We start from the raw sequence: 21,182 nt of genomic DNA, 5'->3' as shown, positions 1-21,182 counted from the left end.
ACAAGCGCGCTGTCCTTCATCCTTCCCACGGAGTACCTGGAAGCACACGGGCCGGGGCACGTGCGGGAACTGGCGCTGGAACTGGCGGCGGCGTTGCCCTTCTGCTCCGGACATGGGGGCTTGTGCTTCAACTACCCGGAGAGCGTCGTTGGCACGACCGATGCCATCCGCGACATGGCCTTTCGCCATCCCGGCCTGGACATCCCAGGCGTGAATTTCGACTCATTCTCCATTGGCACCCGGGTGAATGGGGTGCACTGGTTGAACTTCCTGGGCCCGCCCGTGTTGGGCGAGCTCGGGGGCGCCGCGGGCCTGCGCGCGCGCCTGCGCTCGCCCGGCACCACCGTGCAGGAACTCGATGGCGAGCGGGCCGTGGTGACGCTGGGGAACTGGCCGGAGGCCGGTGACACGGAGCAGGGCCGCACGTTGCCCGAGTACCGCGAGCTGGCACACGTGATGGAACCCTGGCTGTACATGGATCGTGGCAACTGGGGTGGCTTCTCCGACGAAGACATGCGCCGGTGGGAGCGCCGCTTCCTCGACTGATGCCGGATGCACGCGCTGGGCTCCGTAGCAGACAACAACCTCCACACCGTGCCAGAAACTCCCCATGAGTGAGTCCGCCATACCGAAAGCCTCGGGCCTTCCACTCCTCGGCGTCGCGCTGAGGTTTGGCCCACACTGGGCGCGCGCCACGCGGGAGCGCCTCGGTGATGTCTTCTCGTTCGAGCTGCCGGGGGGCAACGGCGGGGTGATGGTCACGCACCCGGATGACGTGCGCCTCGCCCTCGCCGAGAGCAGGGGGGTTGTCCGCGCGGAGTTTCCGCCGCACATGCGGGGTGTGCTCACGCCCATCACGGGCGACGGGCTCATCGGACGCACGGGAACCGCATGGGCCGAGCGGCGCGGCCTGATGCAGCCGAGCTTCCGCCGCCAGCGGCTCGCGGAGCTGGTCCCCCTCATGCTGGGGGCGATCGACCAGCAGCTCGAGTCGCTCGAGGCGCGTTTCATCCGGGACGGCCGGCCGTTCGACGCGCTGCCGGAGATGCACGCGCTCACCCTGAGCATTCTCATCCGCTCGCTCTTCGGCACCCGGCTCGACGCGCAGGACCTCCGGCGCGCGGGCGAGGCGGTCGACCTCACGATGAAGGCGGTGACCTTCGCTCCCCTCGAGCTCGGCAAGCAGCGCCTCGCCTGGCGCGCGGCGCGGGCCTTCGAGGAGGTCTCCCTGCGCATCGTCCGGGAGCGCCGGGAGTTGCCGCCCGAGGCGCGGCCACGCGACCTGTTGACGGATCTGCTCGAGATGCGGGACGCGCAAGGCGGAGGGCTCGATGACTCGAGCATCCGCTTCGAGTTGAGCGGCCTCTTCATTGGCGGCAAGGAGACCTCGGCGGTCTCGCTCTCGTGGCTCCTCGCGCTGCTGCCGCGGCGGCCCGACATCACCCACCGGCTCGTCGAGGAGATGGAGCGGGTGATCGGGGACCGGGAGCCGCGGGCCGAGGATCTGCCGGAGCTGCGCTATCTCGAGGCCGTCCTGCAGGAGAACCTGCGAGCCAATCCGCCGGTCTGGCTCCTCTTTCCGCGAAAGGCGGCGGAGGACACCGTGCTCGGTGGACACAGGGTGAGGCGTGGCACCACGGTCTGGGTGAGCCCGTTCGCGACCCACCATCACGAGGTCTTCTGGGAGCGGCCCGACGAGTTCCTTCCCGAGCGCTTCGTCCAGGAGGGCGGGGAGAAGGGCTCCCGCCACCCGTACGCATGGCTGCCCTTCGGGGCGGGCCCGCGCGTCTGCATCGGCGCCCGGTTCGCGCTCATGGAGATGCAGCTCTTCGTCGTGCGCCTTCTGCAGCGCTACCGGCTCGAAGCGGCCGACATCAGGCCCGTGGAACCGAAGGTGGTGTTCAACACCCGCTTCCCCCGCCGCGTGCCGCTCCGGCTCGTCCCGCGGAATCGCCGAGGCGGTGGAAACCCCGAGTGAATCCTTCGACGCGGAAGCAGGGCGCCTCGAAGGGCTCAGAGTTGCGTCGAGCCGGCAGGCACGCGCTGGGCTCCGTAGGTGTAGACGTACTCCTCCACCTGCAGGAACTCCTTGAGCGGTTGCTCGCCGCCGTCCTTGCCCCAGTCCACCCTGTCCATGCGCGTGAGTCGAGTGGAGTAGGGCACCAGCGTGTCCGGGTCCGTCACCAGCTCGAAGCGCTTGCGCGCCATGGGACCCGTCTCCGCCTCGGACTGGCCAACCGGCTGCAGATCCACCGTCAATCGCACACAGCGCCGCTCCTGGGCGTCCGGCGTGCAGGGGACGTCCACCTCGATGGAGGTGCGCTCTTCCGCGGCCACTTCCTTCTTCTCCATGAAGCCCGTGCCCACCACCATCTGTGTCTCGAACCGCACCGGTTCGCCGGGCGTCAGGGTGACGCCGCGCCAGCTCGCCACCAGCCGATCCCAGTACTCCAGTGCGGCTTCCTCCTGTACGGCCACCAGGTTCTCGAGGAGCTCCGCCTTCTTCTCCGGCTCCATGGGCAGCACCTCCAGCATCTGCTGGCCTGGCATTTCCTGGAGGTCGATGCCCTGGAAGCAGCCATCGTCGTCGAAGTGCACCGTGGGCACCGGATCCACCATGGCGGCGAACTGGGGCGGAGACACCTCGATGTCACTCGGGACGAGCTGGCGGTGGCCCTCCTCCTCTGCCGGCGCCACGGTCAGCCAATAGCTGCGCTGGACCTGGGTGTTGCCCAGGGGGCTGTTCATCGTGACGGAGTGGGTGACGCGGGCGGAGAGCTGCTCGGGCCAGGCGAAGCGCAGCGTGACGGCTTGCCGCGGGGCGCCTCGCGAGGCCGTGGGCGTGGAGCAGGCGCAGAGGGTGGGAAGGAGGGCCGCGAGAACCAGGGAGCGCGTGGTGCGTGTCATGGGGATGCGCGCTACAGCACCGGTTCGTCCAAAACTCCAGTGTCTTTGAGTCAGGCGTCCCAGCAGTGACTTCACGAGGGGTCCAGGGATGAGACTGCGGCCTGGAGGAACAAATGGTGACGACGTGGCGTGCGTAAGGGCACACGACCGGGGTGAAGGCGCTACGCTTCAAGGCGAGCCAATACAGAGAAAGACACTGCCATGAGCCCTGTACGACTCAATGCGGGAAGTCTGTTCGAGCACATGCGCCACATCTGCTTGCGCCCGAGGATGTTCGCCCCTGACTTCACGCTCGACCATCTCGCCCTCTACATCACGGGCTATGATGATGCCCTCGGAGATTTGGGGCAGAAGGGCCAGCACGAACAATTCAGGGAGTGGATGTACAAGCGGCACCCCAAGTGGCGGCATCTGCCCACCTGGTGGGCTCAGCAGGTCTACGAAGCCAATGAGCGAGACCTGGAGCGCACCCTCCAAGCCATCGTCCGTCTCCTGGATGAATTCCTGGCGACGGAAGGCGCCGGGTTCGTTCGCTTTCCCGAGCGCGAGACTGAATACGACATCGTCATCGAGAAGCCGGAGAAGCGTCCGAAGCGGAGTCCTCGCTCCAAGCGGTGACGTCTTTCCCAAGGTCGTGGCTCGCGGTGGGTGGTGCTACCGGGAGCCCGCGTCCGAGGTTCCCGGCGCAGGGCATACGTCCGGAGGATTGCCTTCGATCTCGCAGTACCTCGCCAGGGATGCGCAGTAGCGCGGGTTCCCCTGGCGGCAGAGCGCGAGCAGGCGTCTGGCGATCACCTTCATGCCCGCGTCCTCGCGCTCCTCCTTCTTCTCCTCCTCCGAGAGCGGTCCCCACAACTGATTCTCGCGCGCCTTCGCGAGCCGGGCCCGCCCCCTCAGCCTCGCGGCGGCCTGGGCGTCCCCGAAGACCTCGGCGAGGTCCGCGGCGATCTCGCAACGCGCCTCCGAGCCCATTCCACCATCGACTTCCTCGCAATGGCGCTCCATGCACTGGCGCACGTCCGCGTAGAGCCCGAGGTGGTTGTTCGGGCTCCAGGGGCGTCCGCTCCACGTCTGGATGAGCTCGGGGCATATGCGGCCGTAGTGTTCCGTCAGCGCCGCCAGCTGTCCTTCGAACATCAACTCCACCTGACCGCACATCCGCTTCACCTTGCCGAGCGCCGCCGGGTCCACTCCCTCGAGCTTCTCGGAGTGCTCGCACATCCGGGCGATACACTGAATGCTCGTCAGCTCCACGGTGAGCTCACCCAGCTGTCCGGCGTCGCCCCCCTGGAGCGTGGCCATGCGCGGACACCACCTCGCCGTGGCGGCCTTCCAGTATTCCGCCAGCTCCCCTTCGAGCTGGAAGGGTCCCTGGGCCTGTGCTCTTGACGTGGCGGCGGGCCGAGCGGGCTGCCCGTCCTGCCGGAGGTCGTTGATGAGGACCCCGACGAGCACGCCCCCCGCCACCAGCGCGACAACCGCCCAGATGGAGATGGCGGAGGCGCGCTTCGGGGGCGGCGGGGTGGGGTTCTTCCGTCTGCGTCGCGACTGACTCATCCGCGCATCATAGGCTTGTTCCGCGCCTGCTCCGGGCCGGGAGGATTCATCTCCGAAGCCTACCGCGCACCGGCCTCGGGTTCGCGGAAGGCGTGCATGTGGGCCACCTCGTCGCTCATGGAGGCTTCGATCATCGCCTTGCGCAGGGAGGGCAGGGGCCAGCGGAAGGGCGCCGCGCGATCCACGGCCCTGTAGCTGGCCCGAGCGTCGTCACTGCGTTCCGTGGCCTGCCGCAGGCGCTCGGTGTCCCCCAACTCCGTGGCGGCCTTCTTCATGAGGTTGAGCCCCACGAGCAGCTCGACGATGGAGGACTCCGCGGAGAGGCGCGAGCCGATGCGCCACAGGGCCTCGCCCAGGCGCTGGCGCTCGGCGGGCGTGAGCGTGTCCCGTGAGGCATCGGTGCGCTTCTGGAGCACCCAGGGCACGGGGCTGACCAGCGCCATCACGGCGACGGTGTACGCGTGGTTCTCCGGCAGGGAAATCCCCGTGGCTTCGAAGTGGCGCAGCGCGTACCGGTTGATCGAGAGGAAATCGCTCTGGCGCCAGTCGGGCAGTTGCGAGAGTGCCTCGAGCTCTTGAATCTCCCGGGCCGTGAAGGGCGCCTGGGTGTCCGTCCCCTCCAGGAGGAGCAGGGCGCGAAGCTGCATGGCCTTCGGGTAGTCGGCGGAGAGCGCGGCGAGGCGGGCGCGCAGGGCGGCTCGGAGCCGGGCGCGCACAGGGGCTGGCGGCTCGTCGCGCTCGATGTACTCGGCGATGGGGACGATCAGCTCGGCGGGCGCGAGCACGGGGAGCTGTTGGATGAGGGCGTGGGCCCGCTCGGTATCGAGCTTCATGGTGAGGGCGACCAGGAAGCGCTGCTCGGCCGAGAGCTCCTGCTTCCAGACGTCCTCGGGGCTGGGGCCCGTGGCGTGTGGCTCCGTGTCTTCCGGCAGCACGGAGGACTCTCTGAAGTCGGGCCTGCCGATGTCATTCCAGGCCTGGATGAAGGCGTCACGCCAGCCCAGGGCGGGTTTGGTGCGCCTGAGGGCGAGGAGTGACTCCAGCAGGCGCGGCTCGGGGCTCTCGGGAAGCGTCTGGCGCAGCGTGAGGATATGGCTGGCCGCGCCATCCAGGTCTCCGGTTTCGAGCGCATCGCAGGCGCGCGTGAAGAGGACGGAGGGAGAGGGGGCCTGGGCGGAGGTCTCGGACGGCGCGGGGGCTGCCCTCGCTTCGAGGCACAGGGACCCGAGTGCGAGGACGAGCAGGGTACGGCTCAGGTGGTACGTCAGGTGCCAGGAGCGGCTGTGGAACGAGAAGAGGCGTGTCATATGCCCGAGTCTAGCCGGACCGCGAGCCCGGGCTGAGTCCCGTCCGGCTCGGGAGTTCGAGCGTCCCGACACCCTCCACACCCAGGACATCCGTGGCGGCGTTCTTCAGCTCCTCGGAGGCGCTTCCGCGGGCGGCTCGGACCCGCACGGTTCCTCCAGGAAAGCGGGCGCCCAACGCAGCAAGTTGCAGGCCATGGTGCCCGGCTGCCCGGCGTTCGGGGATGAAGCGGCTTGCTCCCGGACGCGTCAATGCCGAGCGTCCTCCTCATGGATCCGATCGAACTCCTGACACAGCAGCATGAGGAAGCAGAGCGTCTCTTCCAGCAGGTGGCGGTGGCGAGCGGGGATGAGAAGACCCACCTGTTCCGCCGTCTCGCCTACCTGCTCACCCTGCATACGCAGCTCGAAGAGCGCTTCTTCTACCCGGAGGTCAAGCTGGCCGAGACGAGTGATTTGATCCAGCACTCCTACGACGATCATGCCGAGGCCAAGGCGCTGATCTCCCAGTTGCTGCACCTGGAGGTCAGCGACATGCAGTTCGAGCCCGCCCTGATCAGCCTCCGCGAATCCGTGGAGGCGCACGTGGCCGAGGAGCGGTCCGTCCTCTTCCCACAGGTGCGGCGGCTCCTCTCCGCCGAGCACCTCGCGCGCCTGGGCGATGAGCTCGTTCGGGGAGTGAGCGAGCTGACGCAGCCCGGAGCCCTTCCGGCCGTCTCGCACGACTCGCAACTGGGCGCCATCTAGCTCGTCCGCGTGACAGCCCGCAGCTCGGATGCCTGCCCGGTACTTCAGGAGGCTGCCGGGCCACGCTCACGCAGGTATCCCGTGAGGAGCTCGAAACCGGGCTCCTCGACGGGCACGCGCCCGAGGAGCGAGGCGAGGCGGGAGCTCGCGTGGTCCGACAGGACGACGGCTCCCGCGTCCGCCTCCGCCGAGAAGCCGATGAAGCCGGCGTAGCCGCCCGTCACCGCGGAGCGCCACACCATGGTCCCGCCACGCACCTGGGAGATCTTCCACCCCAGGCCCGTGTGCCCGCCGAGGGCTTTCGCGCGCGGCTCGTGCGTGAGCCGCAAGGCCCGGCCGAGCCCGGCCTCCTCGTGGCCGAGGTTCGCGTCCAGGAAGCGCAGCAGGTCGGGCACCGTCGAGCGGACGGCCCCCGCTCCAGGCAGTGCCGGGAAGGTCCAACCCGGCATCGTCTCGCCCCGGGCGGAGTGGCCGGGAATCAGACGCCGCTCCTGCTCCTCGGAGAGGCGGACGGCGGTGGTGTTGCTCAACCCCAGCGGCGTGCAGAGGAGGTCCCGCACGGCATGGCCATAGTTGAGCCTCATGCGCCGCGAGAGGGCATGACCGAGCACGCCCAGGCCGATGACGGACTCGGCGTACTTTCGCGGTGGCGGGTGACGAGGGTGATAGCTCCTCATGAATGCGCCGAAGAGCTCCGCGGTGTAGTGGCCGTAGGGATCGGCCGGGTTCTGCTGGGGAGTCCGCAGGTTGGGCGGGACACGCGGCATGCCGGAGGTGTGCGTCGCCAGCTGCTCGAGGGTGATGCGGCCGGCGGTCTCATCCGGGAGCAGCGGCAGGGGAATCAGCTCCTTCAGCGGCGTGTCGAGCCTCACCTCACCCCGGTCCACCAACAGCGCGAGCAGGCTGCCGGTGAAGACCTGGGTGAGTGCCCCCAGCTCGTACAGCGAGTCCGCCGCGGGAGGCGGCCCGTCAGCGCGGAGGGCCCGTACGTGGTGCGCGCCGTGATGCGTGATGCCCACGCACAGCGCGGCCGAGGGGTACGCACGGAGGTATCGCCGGGTGGCGTGGAGGATGGCGTCGGCGGGCGAGCCAGGGGAGGGGGAAGGGGACATGGGGGACTCACCAGATGACGTCGATGTCGAAGTCCTGCTCGCGGTGCACCACCACCGTGGTGGTGGCCTTGACGCCCGTCCTGCCCAGGCCCATCTCCAGGAGACCGGCGATGAGCTCGGGCTTGGCGTCCGGATCGTTCCGGATGGAGACACGGTACTGGTGCGAGCCGAGCGGCTGCACCTTGACCTCATAGCGGAAGGTGTCGAGCGCCAGGAGGCTGGGAATACGCGCCATGAGGCGATCCGGGCCGAGCATGGGCAGGCCCATGTCCACCACCTTGCCCATCCATGTCCGCAGGAAGCCCCGTCCGAGCTGGCGGCCCAGTTCACGGTAGGCGGCCTCGCGGGTCCACCCGCTGTAGCAATGGCGCCAGGCCACCTCGAGCGCCGCGTTCCACACCTCGATGGGGTAGATGGCCTTGGGCTGGTTCGGGTCGTAGCCACACTCGCGGAGCGCGTCCGCGAAGGGCCCACTCGCCTGGAGCGAGTGGACGAACAATCCCTCGAAGAAACTGCCCTGCGTGGCGCGACCGGAGAAGGAGTCCTGCATCATGCACGTGCCGACGGCATGGGTCCCTATACAGGACCGCGTGCTCCCGGAACAGGGCGGGGGGAAGCATCGCCTTCCGCGGGTCGTGAAATGGTAGGGTGCCGCCTCCCGATGCCCCCCGCTGGACCCGACCTGTTCGCCGCTTCCGTCGATGTGAACCGCTTCGCGCCGCTGGCCGAGCGCATGCGCCCGCGCACCCCCGAGGAGTTCATCGGGCAGGCGCACCTGCTCGGCCCTGGCGCGCCCCTGCGCCAGCTCATCGAGCGCAAGGCCATCGTCTCCTGCCTCTTCGGGGGGCCTCCAGGGGTGGGGAAGACCACGCTCGCGCGCATGCTGGCGGCCAGCGTGGACGCGGAGTTCGTCATCCTCTCGGCCGTCTCCGATGGCATCCCCCGCATCCGCGAGGTGGTGGCCGAGGCCGAGCGCCTGCGCAACCAGTACCACCGGCGCACCGTCGTCTTCGTGGATGAGATCCACCGCTGGGCCAAGAACGTCCAGGAGCAGGCCCTGCCCCATGTGGAGAGCGGCCTCCTCATCCTGCTCGGGGCGACGACGGAGAACATCAGCTTCGAGGTGAGGCCCGCGCTCGTCAGCCGGTGCCGCGTCTTCCTGCTGCGCGAGCTCACCCCCGCGGACCTCCGGACCGCGCTCCAGCGGGCGCTCTCCGACGAGAAGCGGGGGCTCGGGGCCCGGCGGCTGACCGTGAGTGACGAGGCGCTCTCCGTCCTGGTGGAGGGGAGTGGGGGAGACGTGCGCAAGGCGCTGGGCGGGCTGGAGCTCGCGGCCCAGCTCACCGCGGATGGCGCGGAGATCTCCCGGGAGACGGCCCTCCAGGCCACCGGGACCCGGCTGGCGCGGCACAACAAGGATGGGGACGAGCACTTCGATCTCTTGAGCGCCCTCCAGAAGTCGTGCCGGGGCTCCAACCCGCAGGGGGCCATCTTCTGGGCGGCACGGCTGCTGCAGACGGGCGACCACGTGGCGCTGTGGCGCCGGCTCAAGGTCATCGCGGTGGAGGACGTGGGGCTGGCCATGCCCGAGGCCATCAGCATCGTGCGCGCGTGCGAGGAGGGCTTCCACTCCGTGGGAATGCCCGAGGGGCGCATCTTCGTGGCCCAGGCGACCCTGCTGCTGGCCACGGCGAAGAAGAGCAACCGGGGCTACCAGGCGATGGACGCGGCGCTGGCGGCCGTGGAGGCCCACCCCAACGCGGCCCCGCCGCTCCACCTGCGCAACGCCCCCACCGAGCTCATGAAGGAGCTGGGCTACAAGAAGGGCTACGAGGCTCCTTGGAACCACAAGGACCACTACGTGCCCGGGCAGACGTACCTCCCCGAGTCGCTGGAGCGCTCCGTCTTCTACCGGCCGAGCAAGGAGGGCCACGAGGCGGAGATCCACGAGCGCATGAGCCACTGGTGGCGCGAGGACAAGGCGTCCCGGGGCGAGTGACGAGACCTCATCGCGCGAGTCAAGAGGCGTGATGCACCCACCGCGCCGCACTGAAGCGCGGTGGGGCTTCCGCGTAAGTGCCTGTGACGACTTGGTACCGCGACGTAGCGCTACATGTTCGTAGCTGAGAACTTGCCAAAGGGCGCGACTTGCTGAAGATGTTGGGTGCAGGGGCGCGCGCGGGCACGCGCGACCTGCGCCGAAAGAAGGAACTCATGGACCAGTTCGACCAGAACAAGCAGGCCGCAAAGATTCGTGTCGTCGGCGTCGGTGGCGCCGGCTGTAACGCCGTCAACACGATGATCATGGCGAAGCTTGAGCGGGTCGACTTCATTGCCGCCAACACCGATGTGCAGGCGCTCGCGGCGAACAAGGCGCCCGTCCGGTTGCAGATCGGCCAGACCCTGACCAAGGGCCTGGGCGCTGGCGCCAACCCGGAGATGGGCCGCGAGGCCGCGCTCGAGTCGCGCGATCAGATCGCCGCCATGCTCGAGGGCGCGGACATGGTGTTCGTCACCGCCGGCATGGGCGGTGGCACCGGCACGGGCGCGGCGCCCATCATCGCCGACATCGCCAAGAGCCTCGGCTGCCTCACGGTGGGCGTGGTCACCAAGCCCTTCCTCTTCGAGGGCAACAAGCGCCGCAAGCAGGCGGAGCAGGGCCTGGTGGAGCTCAAGGCCGCGGTGGACACCCTCATCACCATCCCCAACCAGCGCCTGCTCACGCTCAGCAACGAGCCCATGCCGCTGCTGGAGACCTTCAAGCGCGCCGACGAGGTGCTCCTCAACGCCGTCCAGGGCATCTCGGACCTCATCCAGTACCACGGCTACATCAACGTGGACTTCGCCGACGTGAAGACCATCATGAGCGACAAGGGCCTGGCGCTCATGGGCACCGGTCACTCCTCCGGCGACAAGCGCGCGCTCAACGCCATGCAGCAGGCCATCTCCAGCCCGCTGCTCGAGGACGTCTCCATCGACGGCGCCACCGGCCTGCTCATCAACATCACCGGCGGTCGCGACATGACCCTGCAGGAGGTCAACGAGGCCCTCACGCTGGTGCACGACGCGGCGGACCCGGACGCGGAGATCATCTTCGGCTCGCTCATCGACGACAACATCCGCGACGAGGTGAAGATCACCATCATCGCCACGGGCTTCGTATCGCGCGATGCGAAGGTGCGCCAGCCGCCTCAGGTGGTGCAGGTGCCCATCGTCACCCGGCCCTCGCCCGTGTCGCTGAACATGCCGCGCGAGGAGGTGGCCAGCCTGGTGCCCGCCAAGGCTGGTTCCCGCTCCATGCCCACCGTGGACACCCGCACGCTCTCCAACCGCACCGCGGTGGTGAAGGACGCGGCGCTGCCGCTGGACGAGGATCAGTTCGACATCCCCACATTCCTGCGCCGCCAGGGCCAGACGGAGATGCCGTAGGGTGAGCTAGCGCCCCGGGAGGCGGGCCACGCTCGCCGCCCGGTGGTTGCGCCCGGAGAGCGCGTCGCTGCGAGACAGCAGCGTGTCCACCTCTCGGTAGAGTTCGTCGATGCGCTCGGGCAGCCGCGGGGCGGGGACCACTCCGTCGCCGGACAACTGCTCCAGCAGGGAGCTGGCCCGCTGGAGCAGCTGATGCGCCCGGAGCAGCGCCCGTCCCGCCCGAGTGCCCTGGGGCGAGAAGAGGGTGCCGCCCTGGTAGAGGGTCTCGACGGCTATGCGGTTGGTGCGAAGGCGCTCGGTGACTCGCGCCCGGTACATCTCCAGCCGCCGCTCATGGCGCGCGCCCTGGAGATCCACCACTGTTCCTGTCGTGGAGGGCTTCACGGGCAAGGACGCTACGCCATTTACCTACATGCCCGCAACTTCCCGGCGGATGGCTCGTTGTCTCCTTGTCACGTCGCGGGTCGGGGTTTAGGTTCGCGCGCCTCTAGTGGAGGGGACACGGGCCATGTTCAAGAAGCTGCTCATCGCGAACCGGGGTGAGATTTCCCGCCGGATCAACGCCGTGGCGAAGGGGATGGGGATTGCCACCGTGGCCGTGTACTCGGACGCGGACGCGGAGCTGCCGTTCGTGCGGGAAGCGGACGAGGCGGTGCGCATCGGGCCCGCTCCCGCCAAGGACAGCTACCTGAACATCGCCGCCATCCTTGACGCGGCGAAGTCCACGGGCGCGGATGCGGTGCACCCGGGCTACGGCTTCGTGTCGGAGAACGCCGAGTTCGCCACCGCGTGCAAGGCCGCTGGCATCACCTTCGTGGGTCCGCCGCCCGAGGCCATGCTGCGGATGAAGGACAAGAGCCAGGCGCGCAAGCTGGTGGCCGCCGCGGGCGTGCCCGTGGTGCCCGGCACCGAGGACGTGCTCCCGGACGTGCAGGCCGCGCTGGCCGCCGCCGAGAGCATCGGCTACCCGGTGCTCTGCAAGGCCGCCGGGGGTGGCGGTGGCATCGGCATGGCCGCGGCCAACAGCCCGGCCGAGCTGGAGAAGGTCTTCCGCCAGTGCACGGATCGCGCGAAGGCCGCCTTCGGCCGCGAGGGCGTGTACATCGAGCGCTACTTCCCGGCGCCGCGCCACATCGAGGTGCAGATTCTCGGTGACCACCACGGCAACCTCATCCACTGCCTGGAGCGCGAGTGCTCCATCCAGCGCCGTCACCAGAAGGTGGTGGAGGAGGCTCCCTCGCCGCTGTTCGCGGACGGGCGCAACGCGGAGCTGTCCCAGAAGCTCTTCGCGGCGGCCATCGCCGCGGCCAAGGCCTTCGGCTACGCCAATGCCGGCACGGTGGAGTTCCTGTACTCGGATGGCGGCATCTACTTCATCGAGATGAACGCCCGGCTCCAGGTGGAGCATCCGGTGACGGAGCTGACCACGGGGTTGGATCTCATCGGCTGGCAGCTGCGCATCGCCGCCGGCGAGAAGCTCACCGTGAAGCAGGAGGACGTGAAGCGGCGCGGGGCGGCGCTCGAGTTCCGCATCTACGCGGAGGACCCCGTGAAGTTCTTCCCCTCGCCGGGCCCGCTCAAGGTGTACCAGCCGCCCACGGGCGAGGGCGTGCGCCTGGACTCGGGCTACGCCGAGGGCAACACCGTCACGCCGAACTACGATCCCATGATCGCCAAGCTCATCGTCTCGGGCGCCACGCGCGCTGAGGCCATCGAGCGCTCCATCGCGGCGCTGCAGAACTTCCGCATCGAGGGCATCAAGACGAACATCCCCCTGCACCTGCGCATCCTCCAGGAGCCGGTCTTCCGCGCGGGAGACCTGAACACGCGCTTCCTGGACAACTACGCGAAGCCGTAGCCGGGGCGGGACCCCTACCTCGCAGCACCCAGAGCACACGCAGTACCCTTGCGGAGGACACAGCGATGGCGGACGTGGCGGCGCACATCACCGGGACGGTGTGGAAGATCGAGGTCAAGGTCGGGCAGAAGGTCTCCTCGGGTGACACGCTCGTCATCCTGGAGTCCATGAAGATGGAGATGCCCGTGGAGGCCACCGAGGACGGCACGGTGAAGGAGATCCGCTGCAAGGAGTCGCAGCCGGTCAACGAGGGTGACGTCCTCGTGGTGCTCGAGTAGCGGGCGCGCGCGGTGCAGCCGTCCGCCCTGCATGTGGAGGACCGGGACGACGGTGTCCGCGTCCTCACGCTGTCCAACCCGGCGCGGCGCAACGCGCTCGACGACAGCCAGGTGGCCCGCCTGGACGAGGCGCTGGCCTCGGCTGCCGGCAGGGCGCGCGCCGTCCTCATCCAGGGCGAGGGCGGTGCCTTCTGCTCGGGCTATGACCTGAATCTGCTGGCGGCGCCCTCGGGGGACCGCCTGCCGGACGACGCGCTGATGGCGTGCCTGGCGAGGCTGGAGGCCCTGCCGCTGCCCAGCGTGGCGCTGGTGCGGGGGCCGGCTTTCGGGGCGGGCTTCGATCTGTCGGCCTCGTGCGACTTCCGGATCGGCGCGGAGGACGCGCTCTTCAGCATGCCTCCGGCGCGGCTGGGCATCGTCTACTCACCGGACGGGCTGATGCGCGCGGCCCGGCTGGTGGGCGTGGCGCGTGCCAAGAACCTCTTCCTCACCGGCCGCCGGCTGGACGCGAAGGACGCGCTCGCCTGGGGCCTGTTGGATGAGTGCCTGCCGGCGGCCGACGCCGAGAAGCGGGCACTGGAGCTGTGCCGGACGCTCGCCGGCCAGGCTCCGCTGGCGGTGTCGGGGATGAAGGAGACGTTCCGCCTGCTCACGCGGGCGGCCCTGTCCGACGAGGAGCGGGCGCACCTGCGCGAGGTGCGGGCCCGCGCCTTCGCCAGCGAGGATGCCCGGGAGGGCAAGGCGGCGTTCCTGGAGAAACGCACGCCCCGGTTCCGCGGCCAGTGAGGCGGGCCGCCCGCCCGCGGCTCAGGTGTCGCCGAAGAGCTCGCCCATGCGCAGCTGGAGCGCGGAGGCGATCTTGTAGAGCGACGAGATGGAGGCCGAGGACTCGGCGCGCTCGATCTGCGAGAGCAGCGAGACGGACAGGCCGGTGCGGCGAGCGAGCTGCTTGAGCGTGAGGTCCTGCGTCTTGCGCGCGTCGCGGATGGTGCGGCCGATGGCGCGGTGCAGGTCCGCCTCGGGGTCCTGGGACAGACCCTTCTTGGCCAGCGCGTTGCGCACGGCGCCGAGGAACTGGTCCGGCTCCATGGGCTTCTTCACGTAGTCGCTGGCCTGGTTCTTCAGCGAGGCCACGGCCGTGTCCACCGTCGGGTAGGCGGTGGCCACGATGACGGCGACGTCCGTGTCGTGCTTGCGGATCTGCTCCAGCACCTCGGTGCCGGACATGACCGGCATCATCATGTCCAGGATGACGAGGTGGAAGTCGGCGCTGCGGAGGATCTCCACCGTCTTGGTGGGGTCCGTCGTGGTGACGACGTCATAGCCCTCGCGCATCAGGACGAGCTTGAGGTAGTCGCAGTTGTCCTGCTCATCATCGACCACCAGGATACGAATCTGCACGAACCTTCTCCTCGTGTGAGGGGGGAAGCCCGAAGGCCGGGACTCCGCACACGCCGCGGGGGAGCGGCGTACGCGGGAGCCGTCGGCCTACTTGCCGCCTCCCGGTTGTTTCTGGCTCTTGTCGTAGTCAGCGACGAGCTTCCTGACGTTGGGAGCCATCTCGTGATTGGGCGCGAGCCGTAGGAACTCGCGGTAGTACTGCGCGCCTTCGTCCGGGCGGTTGCGCCGGGCCATCACCGTTCCGAGCGCGAGGTAGCACTGGGCATAGGTGGGATCGAGGTTGATGCACTTGCGGAGGACGGACTCGGCCTCGGGCAGCTGCGCCTTGCGCAACAGCATGTAGCCGTCGTCGAAGAGCTGCTTGGCCTGCTGCTCCGTGGTGGGGCCCGGAGGCGTGGGGCGCGGCGGCGTCTTGCCACCCGCGACCTGCGTCTTGCCCGGGGTGCCCCCCTTGGCGGCGGCGATGGCTGCCTCCACCTTCTCCTTCAGGGCGGCGTGCTCCTCGGCGAAGGCGAGCGTGCCCTCGGCGGCCTCCAGGAAGGGCAGGGCCTCCTGGTGGCGGCCCTCGTCGAAGGACTTCTGGGCCTGGTCGAGGTTCTGCTTGGACTCCTGCTCCGCCTTGGCCTGGTCGAGCAGCTCCTGGGCCTCGGTGGGGCGCTGGCCGTTGGCGTCCTGGATGGACTCGAGCGTCTTCACCGCCGCGTCGAAGTCCCGCGCGTCGATGGCGGCCCGGGCGCTCTTGAGCTGCTCGGCGAGCCCGGGGCCGTTCTCGGTGGGCGCCGGGGCCGGGTTCTGCGGCTGCGGGTTGGCCGGCTGCTGCGGCTCGGGCGGACGGGTGTCCACCGCGACGGGCGCGGGCGGGGTGACGGGAGTGGCCGGCTGCTGGCCGAACACGAACCAGGCGCCGCCGCCCACCGCGCCGAGCACCAGCACGCCCGCGAGGGCCAGCACGAGCCCCTTCTTCGAGCCCCGGGCGGTGCCATCGTGCGTCAGCCCGTCGGTGCTCTGGCCGGGGCCGATGAAGCGCAGCTTCACGTGGCCCAGCTCGATGAGGTCACCGTGCGCGAGCGAGGCCTGCGCGTAGCTCTCGCCGTTGACGGCCATGCCGTTGGCCGACTGCATGTCGATGATGCGCCACTCGCCGGAGTCCTCGCGGACGAGCTTGGCGTGCGTGCGCGACAGCGAGCGGTGGTCGATGGCGATGTCGTTGTCGTCGGTGCGGCCGATCCGCATCTCCGTGCGGATGCAGGCGAACTCCTGGCCCTTGAGCTCGGCGCTCACCACCAGCAGGTGCGGGGCCTCGTCGGCCTCCACCGCCGCCACCTTGCGGGGCCGGTTCATCTCCACCTGATCCATGCGGATCACCGCGGTGGAGTGGCGGCGCTGCTCGGCCGGGGACGGCGTGGGAGCGTCGTCGTGCTCCTCCTGCTGCTCCTCTTCCTCGTCCTGGTGGGCGGGAACGTCCAGCTCCGTCTTGGCCTGGGCGGCCTGGAGGGCCTTGGTCTGGGCTTCGTCCAGGGCGGCCTGGAGGGCCGAGGAAGGCATGCGGATGGTGGGCGCACCCACCTGGGAAGGAGGCGGGGCCGGAGGCTGCGCGGCGGCCTCTTTCTGGAGCGCCAGATCGTAGTCGCCGATCTGGATGAGGTCCCCGTCGGCGACCTGGGTCTGTCCCTGGATGCGCTCGCCGTTGATGCGCACCCCGTTATAGCTACCCAGATCTTCCACCAGCACGTGCCCGTTCTGGCGCACCAGGCGTGCGTGGCGGCGAGATACGTTTCGCTCCGTCAGGCGGATCGTATTCCCCTCCTGGCGGCCGATCGTAATTTCGTCGCGCACGAAGGGGACTACGGTCTTTCGCCCCTCGTCGTCTTCGATGATGAGCTTCAGCACGGGTCGGGTCCCCTTACAGCTATAGCAGAATGCCCATGGGTAGCTCAAGGAGGGCATCCTCCCCAAACGACAGGGCTTTTCCCGCAGGAAGGGGCCTGGGTGGGTCGGTTGTCTATCGGACAGATGGCCGCGAGCCGGGATCAGGCCTCCCGCATATAAGGAGGCGGAAGCGGGGGGATGAGGGGCCGGGCACCCGAGGGGCTGGCGGGAGGGGAGCAGGGGATTAGAGTCCGCGCCATGCGGAACAAGCTCGCCCCCCTCCTGTGCGCCGTGGCGGTGGCGCTCCTGCTGGCTCCCCCGGTGATGGCCGAGGACTCCGCGGCGGACATCGCCCGCCGGAGCCGGGAGCGGGGAGCCCTCAACCTGCTGGGCCTGCGCGCGGAGTTGAAGCTCACCACGGTGCTGAAGGACGGCCGGCGCAAGGAGCAGGTGCTCACCTCCACGGCGAAGCGGGTGGGGGGGCGCCTGCACTCGCTCGCGCGCTTCTCGCAGCCGGCGGGGGTGGCGGGCGTGGCGGTGCTCACCGTGGAGGGCGCCCCGGGCGAGCCGGCGGATATCTCCCTGTACCTGCCCAAGCTGAAGCGGGTGCGCAAGGTGGCCAAGGGGCAGCGGGGCCAGTCCTTCATGGAGACGGACTTCAACTACGCGGACCTGGGGGGCTCGGGCGGCGAGCGCGACGAGTCGCTCCGGTTGGTGGGGGAGACGAAGGTGCTGGATCGGCTCGCCCACGTGCTGCGCGGGAAGGCCGGGCCGGACTCCCCCTACGGCGAGGTGAGGCTCTACGTGGACAAGGAGACCGATGTGCCGGTGAAGGCCGAGTACTCGGACCGCGAGGGCAAGCCGCTCAAGGTGTACCGCGCCGTGCGGCTCAAGAAGTTCAAGGACCGGTTCGTCGCCGCGGAGGCGGTGATGGAGAACCTGCAGACGGGCTCGCGCACGACGCTCGAGGTGCTGAAGCTGGAAGAGGTGCAGCTCGGCGACGAGGCCTTCACCGAGCGGGCCCTGGAGCGCGGGTGAGACACGGGTTGCCCTCGCTGCTGGCCCTGGTGCCCGCGCTCGCACTGGCGGCCCCACAGCAAGCCGAGCCGCTGGAGGAGTTCTCCTCGGATGCGCCCGTGTCGCCCACGGTGACGGTGCGGGGGGACGTGCGGCTGCTGGGGGGCGTGGACACCGGCTTCGAGCCCGCCCGGGAGGACGGCCTCGGCGAGCACGTGGTGGATGGGTGGGGGAGGGCGTCGCTCGCCACGGACGTGAAGCTGAGCCCCGCGTTGCGGCTGGTGGTGGAGGGGCGGGCGTTGTGGCGCGGCGGGGCCCAGAAGGGCTTCGAGCGCGAGAAGTCCTCCTTCGAGCCCTTCCTGGGCGAGGCCTTCCTCGACGTGTACACCCGGTGGGTGGACGTGCGGGTGGGGCAGCAGACGCTGGCCTTCGGGGCCAACCCCTTCTTCGCGCCCTCGGACGTGCTCAACCCGCGCGAGCTGCGCCAGAGCTTCGTGCAGCTCGAGCCGGAGGACTTGAAGCTGCCCGTCTTCGCCGCGCGGGCGCTCGCCTCGGTGGGGCCGCTGTCCGTCACCGCTGTGTGGGTGCCCTTCTTCTTCGCGGACCGCTACGACGTGTTCGGCCAGGACGTGGCGCTGCTGCAGCCACCGCTGGGTGTGCCGGTGCCCGTCTCCGTGGATGCCTCCGTGGAGGACGGACTGCAGCCGCGCCTGCTGGAGACGCAGCGGCCGGGCCTGCCGGGCGACGTGGGCCTGCGCGTCACCGGTGACGTGAGCCGGGTGAAGCTGGGGGGCTCGTGGGTATGGGCCAACGAGAAGCAGCCCCAGGTGACGCTCGACCCCGAGCTGGAGACGCTGCTGCGCTCCCGGGAGCGCGGCGAGCCGGTGGATGCGGCGCTGCTGCTCTCCTTGCAGGACCGATTGAGCGCGGGCGAGTCGCTCGCCACCGGCCGGTATGCGCGCCAGCACGTGCTGGCCGCCGAGGCGAGCACGCTGGTGGGGCCCACGCAGCTCGATGTGGACGTGGGCTTCAGTCCCTCGCGGACGTTCTACGGCGACCGGCTGCGGCCACTGCGCAAGCCCGCGGTGTCTTGGGTGGTGGGCGCGTCACAGGCGGAGGAGTCGGACCTCGTCTACTCCGTCACCTATACCGGGCTCGCGGTGCCGAACGTGGGTGCGCAGGAGGTGCTCTTCCTGCTGGAGCCGGGCACGGCGCGTGGACGGGAGCGCACGGCCTTCTTCCACCTGCTGGTGGCGGACGTCGGGTATTCGCTGCTGGAGGGACGGCTGCAGGTGGGGATGCGTGGGGCCTTCGAGCCCATCCAGCGCTCCTTTCTCGTGGCGCCACGGGTGGGCTGGCGCGTGAGCGAGCATGTGCACGTGGGGCTCGCGGCCGAGGTGTACGGGGGTCCGTCCTTCAGTGCATTCGGCTACTTCAACCGCAACGACCAGGTGCTCGCCTCGGTGCGGCTGGCGCTGTAGTGGACCTTACCGTGCGCTCCAGACCCTCACGGTAAGCCCCAATCCAGCGGACCACTCGTCCACCCGGGCGACCCCCGCATCCGCGTGTGCATGCGCCGCGGAGAGCCGCAGCCACACCGGCTGATCATTCACGGCGATGAGGAGCCGCTCCAGGCCCACCTCCTCGCGCGTCCGGAAGCGCATCCCGCCATCGAGGCCCACCGTCCACCCGGCGAGTGCCGTGATGCGCGCCGTCCACCACCCGTCCTCCGTCTCATAACCCGCGTCGAGCAACAGCGTGGTGAACGGAGACAACTCATGCTCCATGCCCGCGCGCGAGCTGCGCAGCATGTGACTCGCCGCCGGCCCCACGCCGAGCCACACCCGCGCCGTGCTCGCACGCACCGGATCCAGCAACAGCGCGGCGCGCCCCGTCTCCAACGTCCAGCCCGGCCCCTCCCAGACGCGCCGCTCGTAGTGCCCCAGCCGCATCGCCAGGGTGAGGTCGAACGGGAAGGGGATGCGCACCGGGCGCGCGGTGGGCACGAGGATGAAGCCCTCCTCCAGGTGGCGGCGGAGGTTGCCCTCGTAGAGCGTGGCCGTCAGTCCCAGGCGCGCGGTGCCGCTCCGGGCCCGGGTGACGAACAGCCGGTGCGTGTTGAGCCAGGGCGTGCCCTTGCTGCGGCTCGTCCGCTCGGTGCGCAACAGGATGCCGGCATGGAGCTCGGGCGTGACCGCGCCCCCCTGCACGGCGGGCCCGGCTCCGAGGAGCAGCCCGTTGCCCGGGTCGAAGCAGATGGGAAAACGGTCCCCGGCCTCGTCCGCGCGTGCACAGTCCTCTCCCTGCCCGGAGGCACTGGCGAGCAGCAGCGCGAGCGTGAGCGCGAGCATCCCGGCCGTTCCTCAGCGAGAGGCCGCCAGGGGCGCGGAGCGGCGGGCGGGCGCCCACAGCGAGAAGCGCAGGCCCGTGTTCGCGGACCACTCCCAGACGGGACGCTCGTCCACGAGGTCCGTGCGCCACTGGCCCCGCCCCTCGAGCACCAGGCTCAAGGGCTGGTCGTTGATGGCCAGGAGGATGAGCTCGTAGCCGGCACGCACCCTCAGCCGCTCCGGGTGGTGCGTCCGTCCCTCCACCTGCTGGTCCAGGAGGAGCTTCTCCACCTCGGCGCCAAAGGTGAGGTGGTGGAAGCCGTTCGGGTCGAGCGTGAGGTTCCCCTCGGCCACGGCGCCGGGGACGAGCGTGAAGAAGCCGTGGGTGCGGTCGTACTCCAGCGAGGGGCCGGCCCGCACGCGCACGTACGAGGCCAGGTCCCTCGAGTGCCACAGGTCCAGCGTCAGGTGCCCGGAGATGAAGGTGTAGAAGACGTGGTCGACGCCACCGCGGCGGAGCAGCTCCAGGCGCAGCACCTCCAGCCATCCGCCCATGTCGAAGGTGAAGTCCCAGCGGCGCGGCTTGCCGAGGAAGGTGGTCACCCGGATGGGCGGCTTGTCTTGCCGGACGTTGGTGTCGTAGCGCAGCAGCGTGGCATCCAGCGACGACTGCTCCCCCAGCACCAGCTCGGTGTCCAGTACGGTGAAGCGGCGCATCATCCGCTCGCCGTCGGGGACCTCGGTGATGATGCCGAAGTCCACCCGGCCCCGGGACAGGGCGCGCGGCTCGCCCGTGCGCCACAGCGGCGCCCACGCGCCTCCCAACCACACGCGCCGGTGCAGGTCGAAGTTGAACTGCATCACCCGGCCGCGCTCGTCGCGGTACCACCCGGGAGGCGCCTCGGCGATGGCGGGCACGAAGGTGTAGCCCTCGGCGAGCCGCTGGAGGAGGCCCGGGGCCAGCTCATGGCAGGGCGCCGTGCGCTCGAGGGGGCGGGCACTCTCCGTACCGTCCGCCTCCAGCTCGTTCGCGGGCGCGGCGAGGCAGCGCCGGGTGGACTCGTCGCACTGCAGCCGGTAGCGGCCCGAGGGCACCTGGGGCGAGGGCCCGATCGAGGCACACGAGATGGCCTTCCCATGGACCAGGGAGGGCAGAGGAGACTCCGGAGGAGCGAACCTCATGGTCTGTCCCGGGGGGGCTGTCTCCGAGGGAGCCTCGGGGCCTCCGGACTGCGAGAGCAGGAGGGCGAGGAGCACGGCCGTCATCATGGGCAGGCCTCCGAGGGGGTGGATTCAAGCCGCATGCCCCCGCCTGGGGACCGGCCTGGCAAGAGGTGGGGCGCGACGGAGTGCACGATATCAGGCTCTGGCGG

General features: G+C 69.8%; 21 protein-coding genes. 11 read left to right on the top strand and 10 right to left on the bottom strand.

Going from position 1 to position 21,182, the window contains the following annotated elements; genetic code table 11:
* Nucleotides 1–546 (top strand): type VI immunity family protein (locus tag VFZ09_RS18960; RefSeq protein WP_329729009.1); only part of this gene is annotated, 546 nt, incomplete at its 5' end.
* A gap of 64 nt (nucleotides 547–610) precedes the next feature.
* Nucleotides 611–1,978 (top strand): cytochrome P450, encoded by a 1,368-nt coding sequence (locus VFZ09_RS18955; RefSeq protein ID WP_329729008.1) that lies wholly within the window; start codon nucleotides 611–613, stop codon nucleotides 1,976–1,978.
* A gap of 35 nt (nucleotides 1,979–2,013) precedes the next feature.
* Here VFZ09_RS18955 and VFZ09_RS18950 read toward each other — a convergent pair whose 3' ends face one another.
* Complete coding sequence (locus VFZ09_RS18950) at nucleotides 2,014–2,907, bottom strand: hypothetical protein (RefSeq protein WP_329729007.1); 894 nt, start codon at nucleotides 2,905–2,907, stop codon at nucleotides 2,014–2,016.
* A gap of 201 nt (nucleotides 2,908–3,108) precedes the next feature.
* Here VFZ09_RS18950 and VFZ09_RS18945 point away from each other — a divergent pair, with 201 nt between their 5' ends.
* The gene (locus VFZ09_RS18945; RefSeq protein ID WP_329729006.1) at nucleotides 3,109–3,525 is read left to right on the top strand and encodes a hypothetical protein; all 417 of its coding nucleotides are present in this window, start codon (nucleotides 3,109–3,111) and stop codon (nucleotides 3,523–3,525) included.
* A gap of 36 nt (nucleotides 3,526–3,561) precedes the next feature.
* On the opposite strand, the gene VFZ09_RS18940 is transcribed toward VFZ09_RS18945, so the two are convergent.
* Entirely contained in the window at nucleotides 3,562–4,464 is a 903-nt protein-coding gene (locus tag VFZ09_RS18940; protein ID WP_329729005.1) for a hypothetical protein, read from the bottom strand.
* A 59-nt stretch (nucleotides 4,465–4,523) separates the two neighbouring features.
* Nucleotides 4,524–5,771 carry a hypothetical protein gene (locus VFZ09_RS18935; RefSeq protein ID WP_329729004.1) on the bottom strand — a complete coding sequence of 416 codons (1,248 nt, stop codon included), beginning with the start codon at nucleotides 5,769–5,771 and terminating at the stop codon, nucleotides 4,524–4,526.
* A 267-nt stretch (nucleotides 5,772–6,038) separates the two neighbouring features.
* Here VFZ09_RS18935 and VFZ09_RS18930 point away from each other — a divergent pair, with 267 nt between their 5' ends.
* Nucleotides 6,039–6,515 (top strand): hemerythrin domain-containing protein, encoded by a 477-nt coding sequence (locus VFZ09_RS18930; RefSeq protein WP_329729003.1) that lies wholly within the window; start codon nucleotides 6,039–6,041, stop codon nucleotides 6,513–6,515.
* A gap of 44 nt (nucleotides 6,516–6,559) precedes the next feature.
* On the opposite strand, the gene VFZ09_RS18925 is transcribed toward VFZ09_RS18930, so the two are convergent.
* Together VFZ09_RS18925 and VFZ09_RS18920 are read right to left on the bottom strand one after the other, a co-directional pair.
* Entirely contained in the window at nucleotides 6,560–7,627 is a 1,068-nt protein-coding gene (locus tag VFZ09_RS18925; RefSeq protein ID WP_329729002.1) for a serine hydrolase domain-containing protein, read from the bottom strand.
* A 7-nt stretch (nucleotides 7,628–7,634) separates the two neighbouring features.
* Nucleotides 7,635–8,180, bottom strand: a complete 546-nt coding sequence (locus tag VFZ09_RS18920) for a DUF2378 family protein (RefSeq protein ID WP_329729001.1) — start codon at nucleotides 8,178–8,180, stop codon at nucleotides 7,635–7,637.
* Nucleotides 8,181–8,288: 108 nt separating this feature from the next.
* On the opposite strand from VFZ09_RS18920, the gene VFZ09_RS18915 reads away from it, so the two are divergent.
* Nucleotides 8,289–9,626 carry a replication-associated recombination protein A gene (locus tag VFZ09_RS18915; protein ID WP_329729000.1) on the top strand — a complete coding sequence of 446 codons (1,338 nt, stop codon included), beginning with the start codon at nucleotides 8,289–8,291 and terminating at the stop codon, nucleotides 9,624–9,626.
* A 215-nt stretch (nucleotides 9,627–9,841) separates the two neighbouring features.
* The gene (ftsZ, locus tag VFZ09_RS18910; RefSeq protein WP_329728999.1) at nucleotides 9,842–11,056 is read left to right on the top strand and encodes a cell division protein FtsZ; all 1,215 of its coding nucleotides are present in this window, start codon (nucleotides 9,842–9,844) and stop codon (nucleotides 11,054–11,056) included.
* A 6-nt stretch (nucleotides 11,057–11,062) separates the two neighbouring features.
* Here ftsZ and VFZ09_RS18905 read toward each other — a convergent pair whose 3' ends face one another.
* Nucleotides 11,063–11,440: a hypothetical protein gene (locus tag VFZ09_RS18905; protein WP_329728998.1), complete on the bottom strand. Its 378-nt coding sequence runs from the start codon at nucleotides 11,438–11,440 to the stop codon at nucleotides 11,063–11,065.
* 124 nt (nucleotides 11,441–11,564) lie between these two features.
* On the opposite strand from VFZ09_RS18905, the gene VFZ09_RS18900 reads away from it, so the two are divergent.
* The 3 genes from VFZ09_RS18900 (at nucleotide 11,565) to VFZ09_RS18890 (ending at nucleotide 13,978) form a co-directional block, all read left to right on the top strand.
* Nucleotides 11,565–12,914 carry an acetyl-CoA carboxylase biotin carboxylase subunit gene (locus tag VFZ09_RS18900; protein ID WP_329728997.1) on the top strand — a complete coding sequence of 450 codons (1,350 nt, stop codon included), beginning with the start codon at nucleotides 11,565–11,567 and terminating at the stop codon, nucleotides 12,912–12,914.
* Nucleotides 12,915–12,979: 65 nt separating this feature from the next.
* Nucleotides 12,980–13,192, top strand: a complete 213-nt coding sequence (locus VFZ09_RS18895; RefSeq protein WP_108074967.1) for a biotin/lipoyl-binding carrier protein — start codon at nucleotides 12,980–12,982, stop codon at nucleotides 13,190–13,192.
* Nucleotides 13,193–13,204: 12 nt separating this feature from the next.
* Entirely contained in the window at nucleotides 13,205–13,978 is a 774-nt protein-coding gene (locus VFZ09_RS18890) for an enoyl-CoA hydratase/isomerase family protein (protein ID WP_329728996.1), read from the top strand.
* A 21-nt stretch (nucleotides 13,979–13,999) separates the two neighbouring features.
* On the opposite strand, the gene VFZ09_RS18885 is transcribed toward VFZ09_RS18890, so the two are convergent.
* Both VFZ09_RS18885 and VFZ09_RS18880 read right to left on the bottom strand, forming a co-directional pair.
* Nucleotides 14,000–14,593 (bottom strand): response regulator, encoded by a 594-nt coding sequence (locus tag VFZ09_RS18885; RefSeq protein WP_047859663.1) that lies wholly within the window; start codon nucleotides 14,591–14,593, stop codon nucleotides 14,000–14,002.
* Between the two features lie 87 nt (nucleotides 14,594–14,680).
* Nucleotides 14,681–16,483: an FHA domain-containing protein gene (locus VFZ09_RS18880; protein WP_329728995.1), complete on the bottom strand. Its 1,803-nt coding sequence runs from the start codon at nucleotides 16,481–16,483 to the stop codon at nucleotides 14,681–14,683.
* 237 nt (nucleotides 16,484–16,720) lie between these two features.
* On the opposite strand from VFZ09_RS18880, the gene VFZ09_RS18875 reads away from it, so the two are divergent.
* Together VFZ09_RS18875 and VFZ09_RS18870 are read left to right on the top strand one after the other, a co-directional pair.
* Entirely contained in the window at nucleotides 16,721–17,500 is a 780-nt protein-coding gene (locus VFZ09_RS18875) for an outer membrane lipoprotein-sorting protein (protein ID WP_329728994.1), read from the top strand.
* Complete coding sequence (locus VFZ09_RS18870) at nucleotides 17,497–18,960, top strand: hypothetical protein (RefSeq protein ID WP_329728993.1); 1,464 nt, start codon at nucleotides 17,497–17,499, stop codon at nucleotides 18,958–18,960. The genes VFZ09_RS18875 and VFZ09_RS18870 overlap by 4 nt, the downstream gene beginning before the upstream one ends.
* 6 nt (nucleotides 18,961–18,966) lie before the next feature.
* Here the strand turns inward: VFZ09_RS18870 and VFZ09_RS18865 are convergent, their stop codons facing one another.
* The gene (locus VFZ09_RS18865) at nucleotides 18,967–19,830 is read right to left on the bottom strand and encodes a hypothetical protein (protein WP_329728992.1); all 864 of its coding nucleotides are present in this window, start codon (nucleotides 19,828–19,830) and stop codon (nucleotides 18,967–18,969) included.
* A gap of 12 nt (nucleotides 19,831–19,842) precedes the next feature.
* On the bottom strand, nucleotides 19,843–21,078 hold the full coding sequence (locus VFZ09_RS18860) for a hypothetical protein (protein WP_329728991.1): 1,236 nt from the start codon (nucleotides 21,076–21,078) through the stop codon (nucleotides 19,843–19,845).
* Nucleotides 21,079–21,182 lie beyond the last annotated feature (104 nt).

It is taken from the genome of Archangium sp. (assembly GCF_036277355.1).
GTDB lineage: Bacteria > Myxococcota > Myxococcia > Myxococcales > Myxococcaceae > Archangium.
Note: the sequence above shows the minus strand (reverse complement) of the source record. Positions and strands in the feature narration are given on the sequence as shown.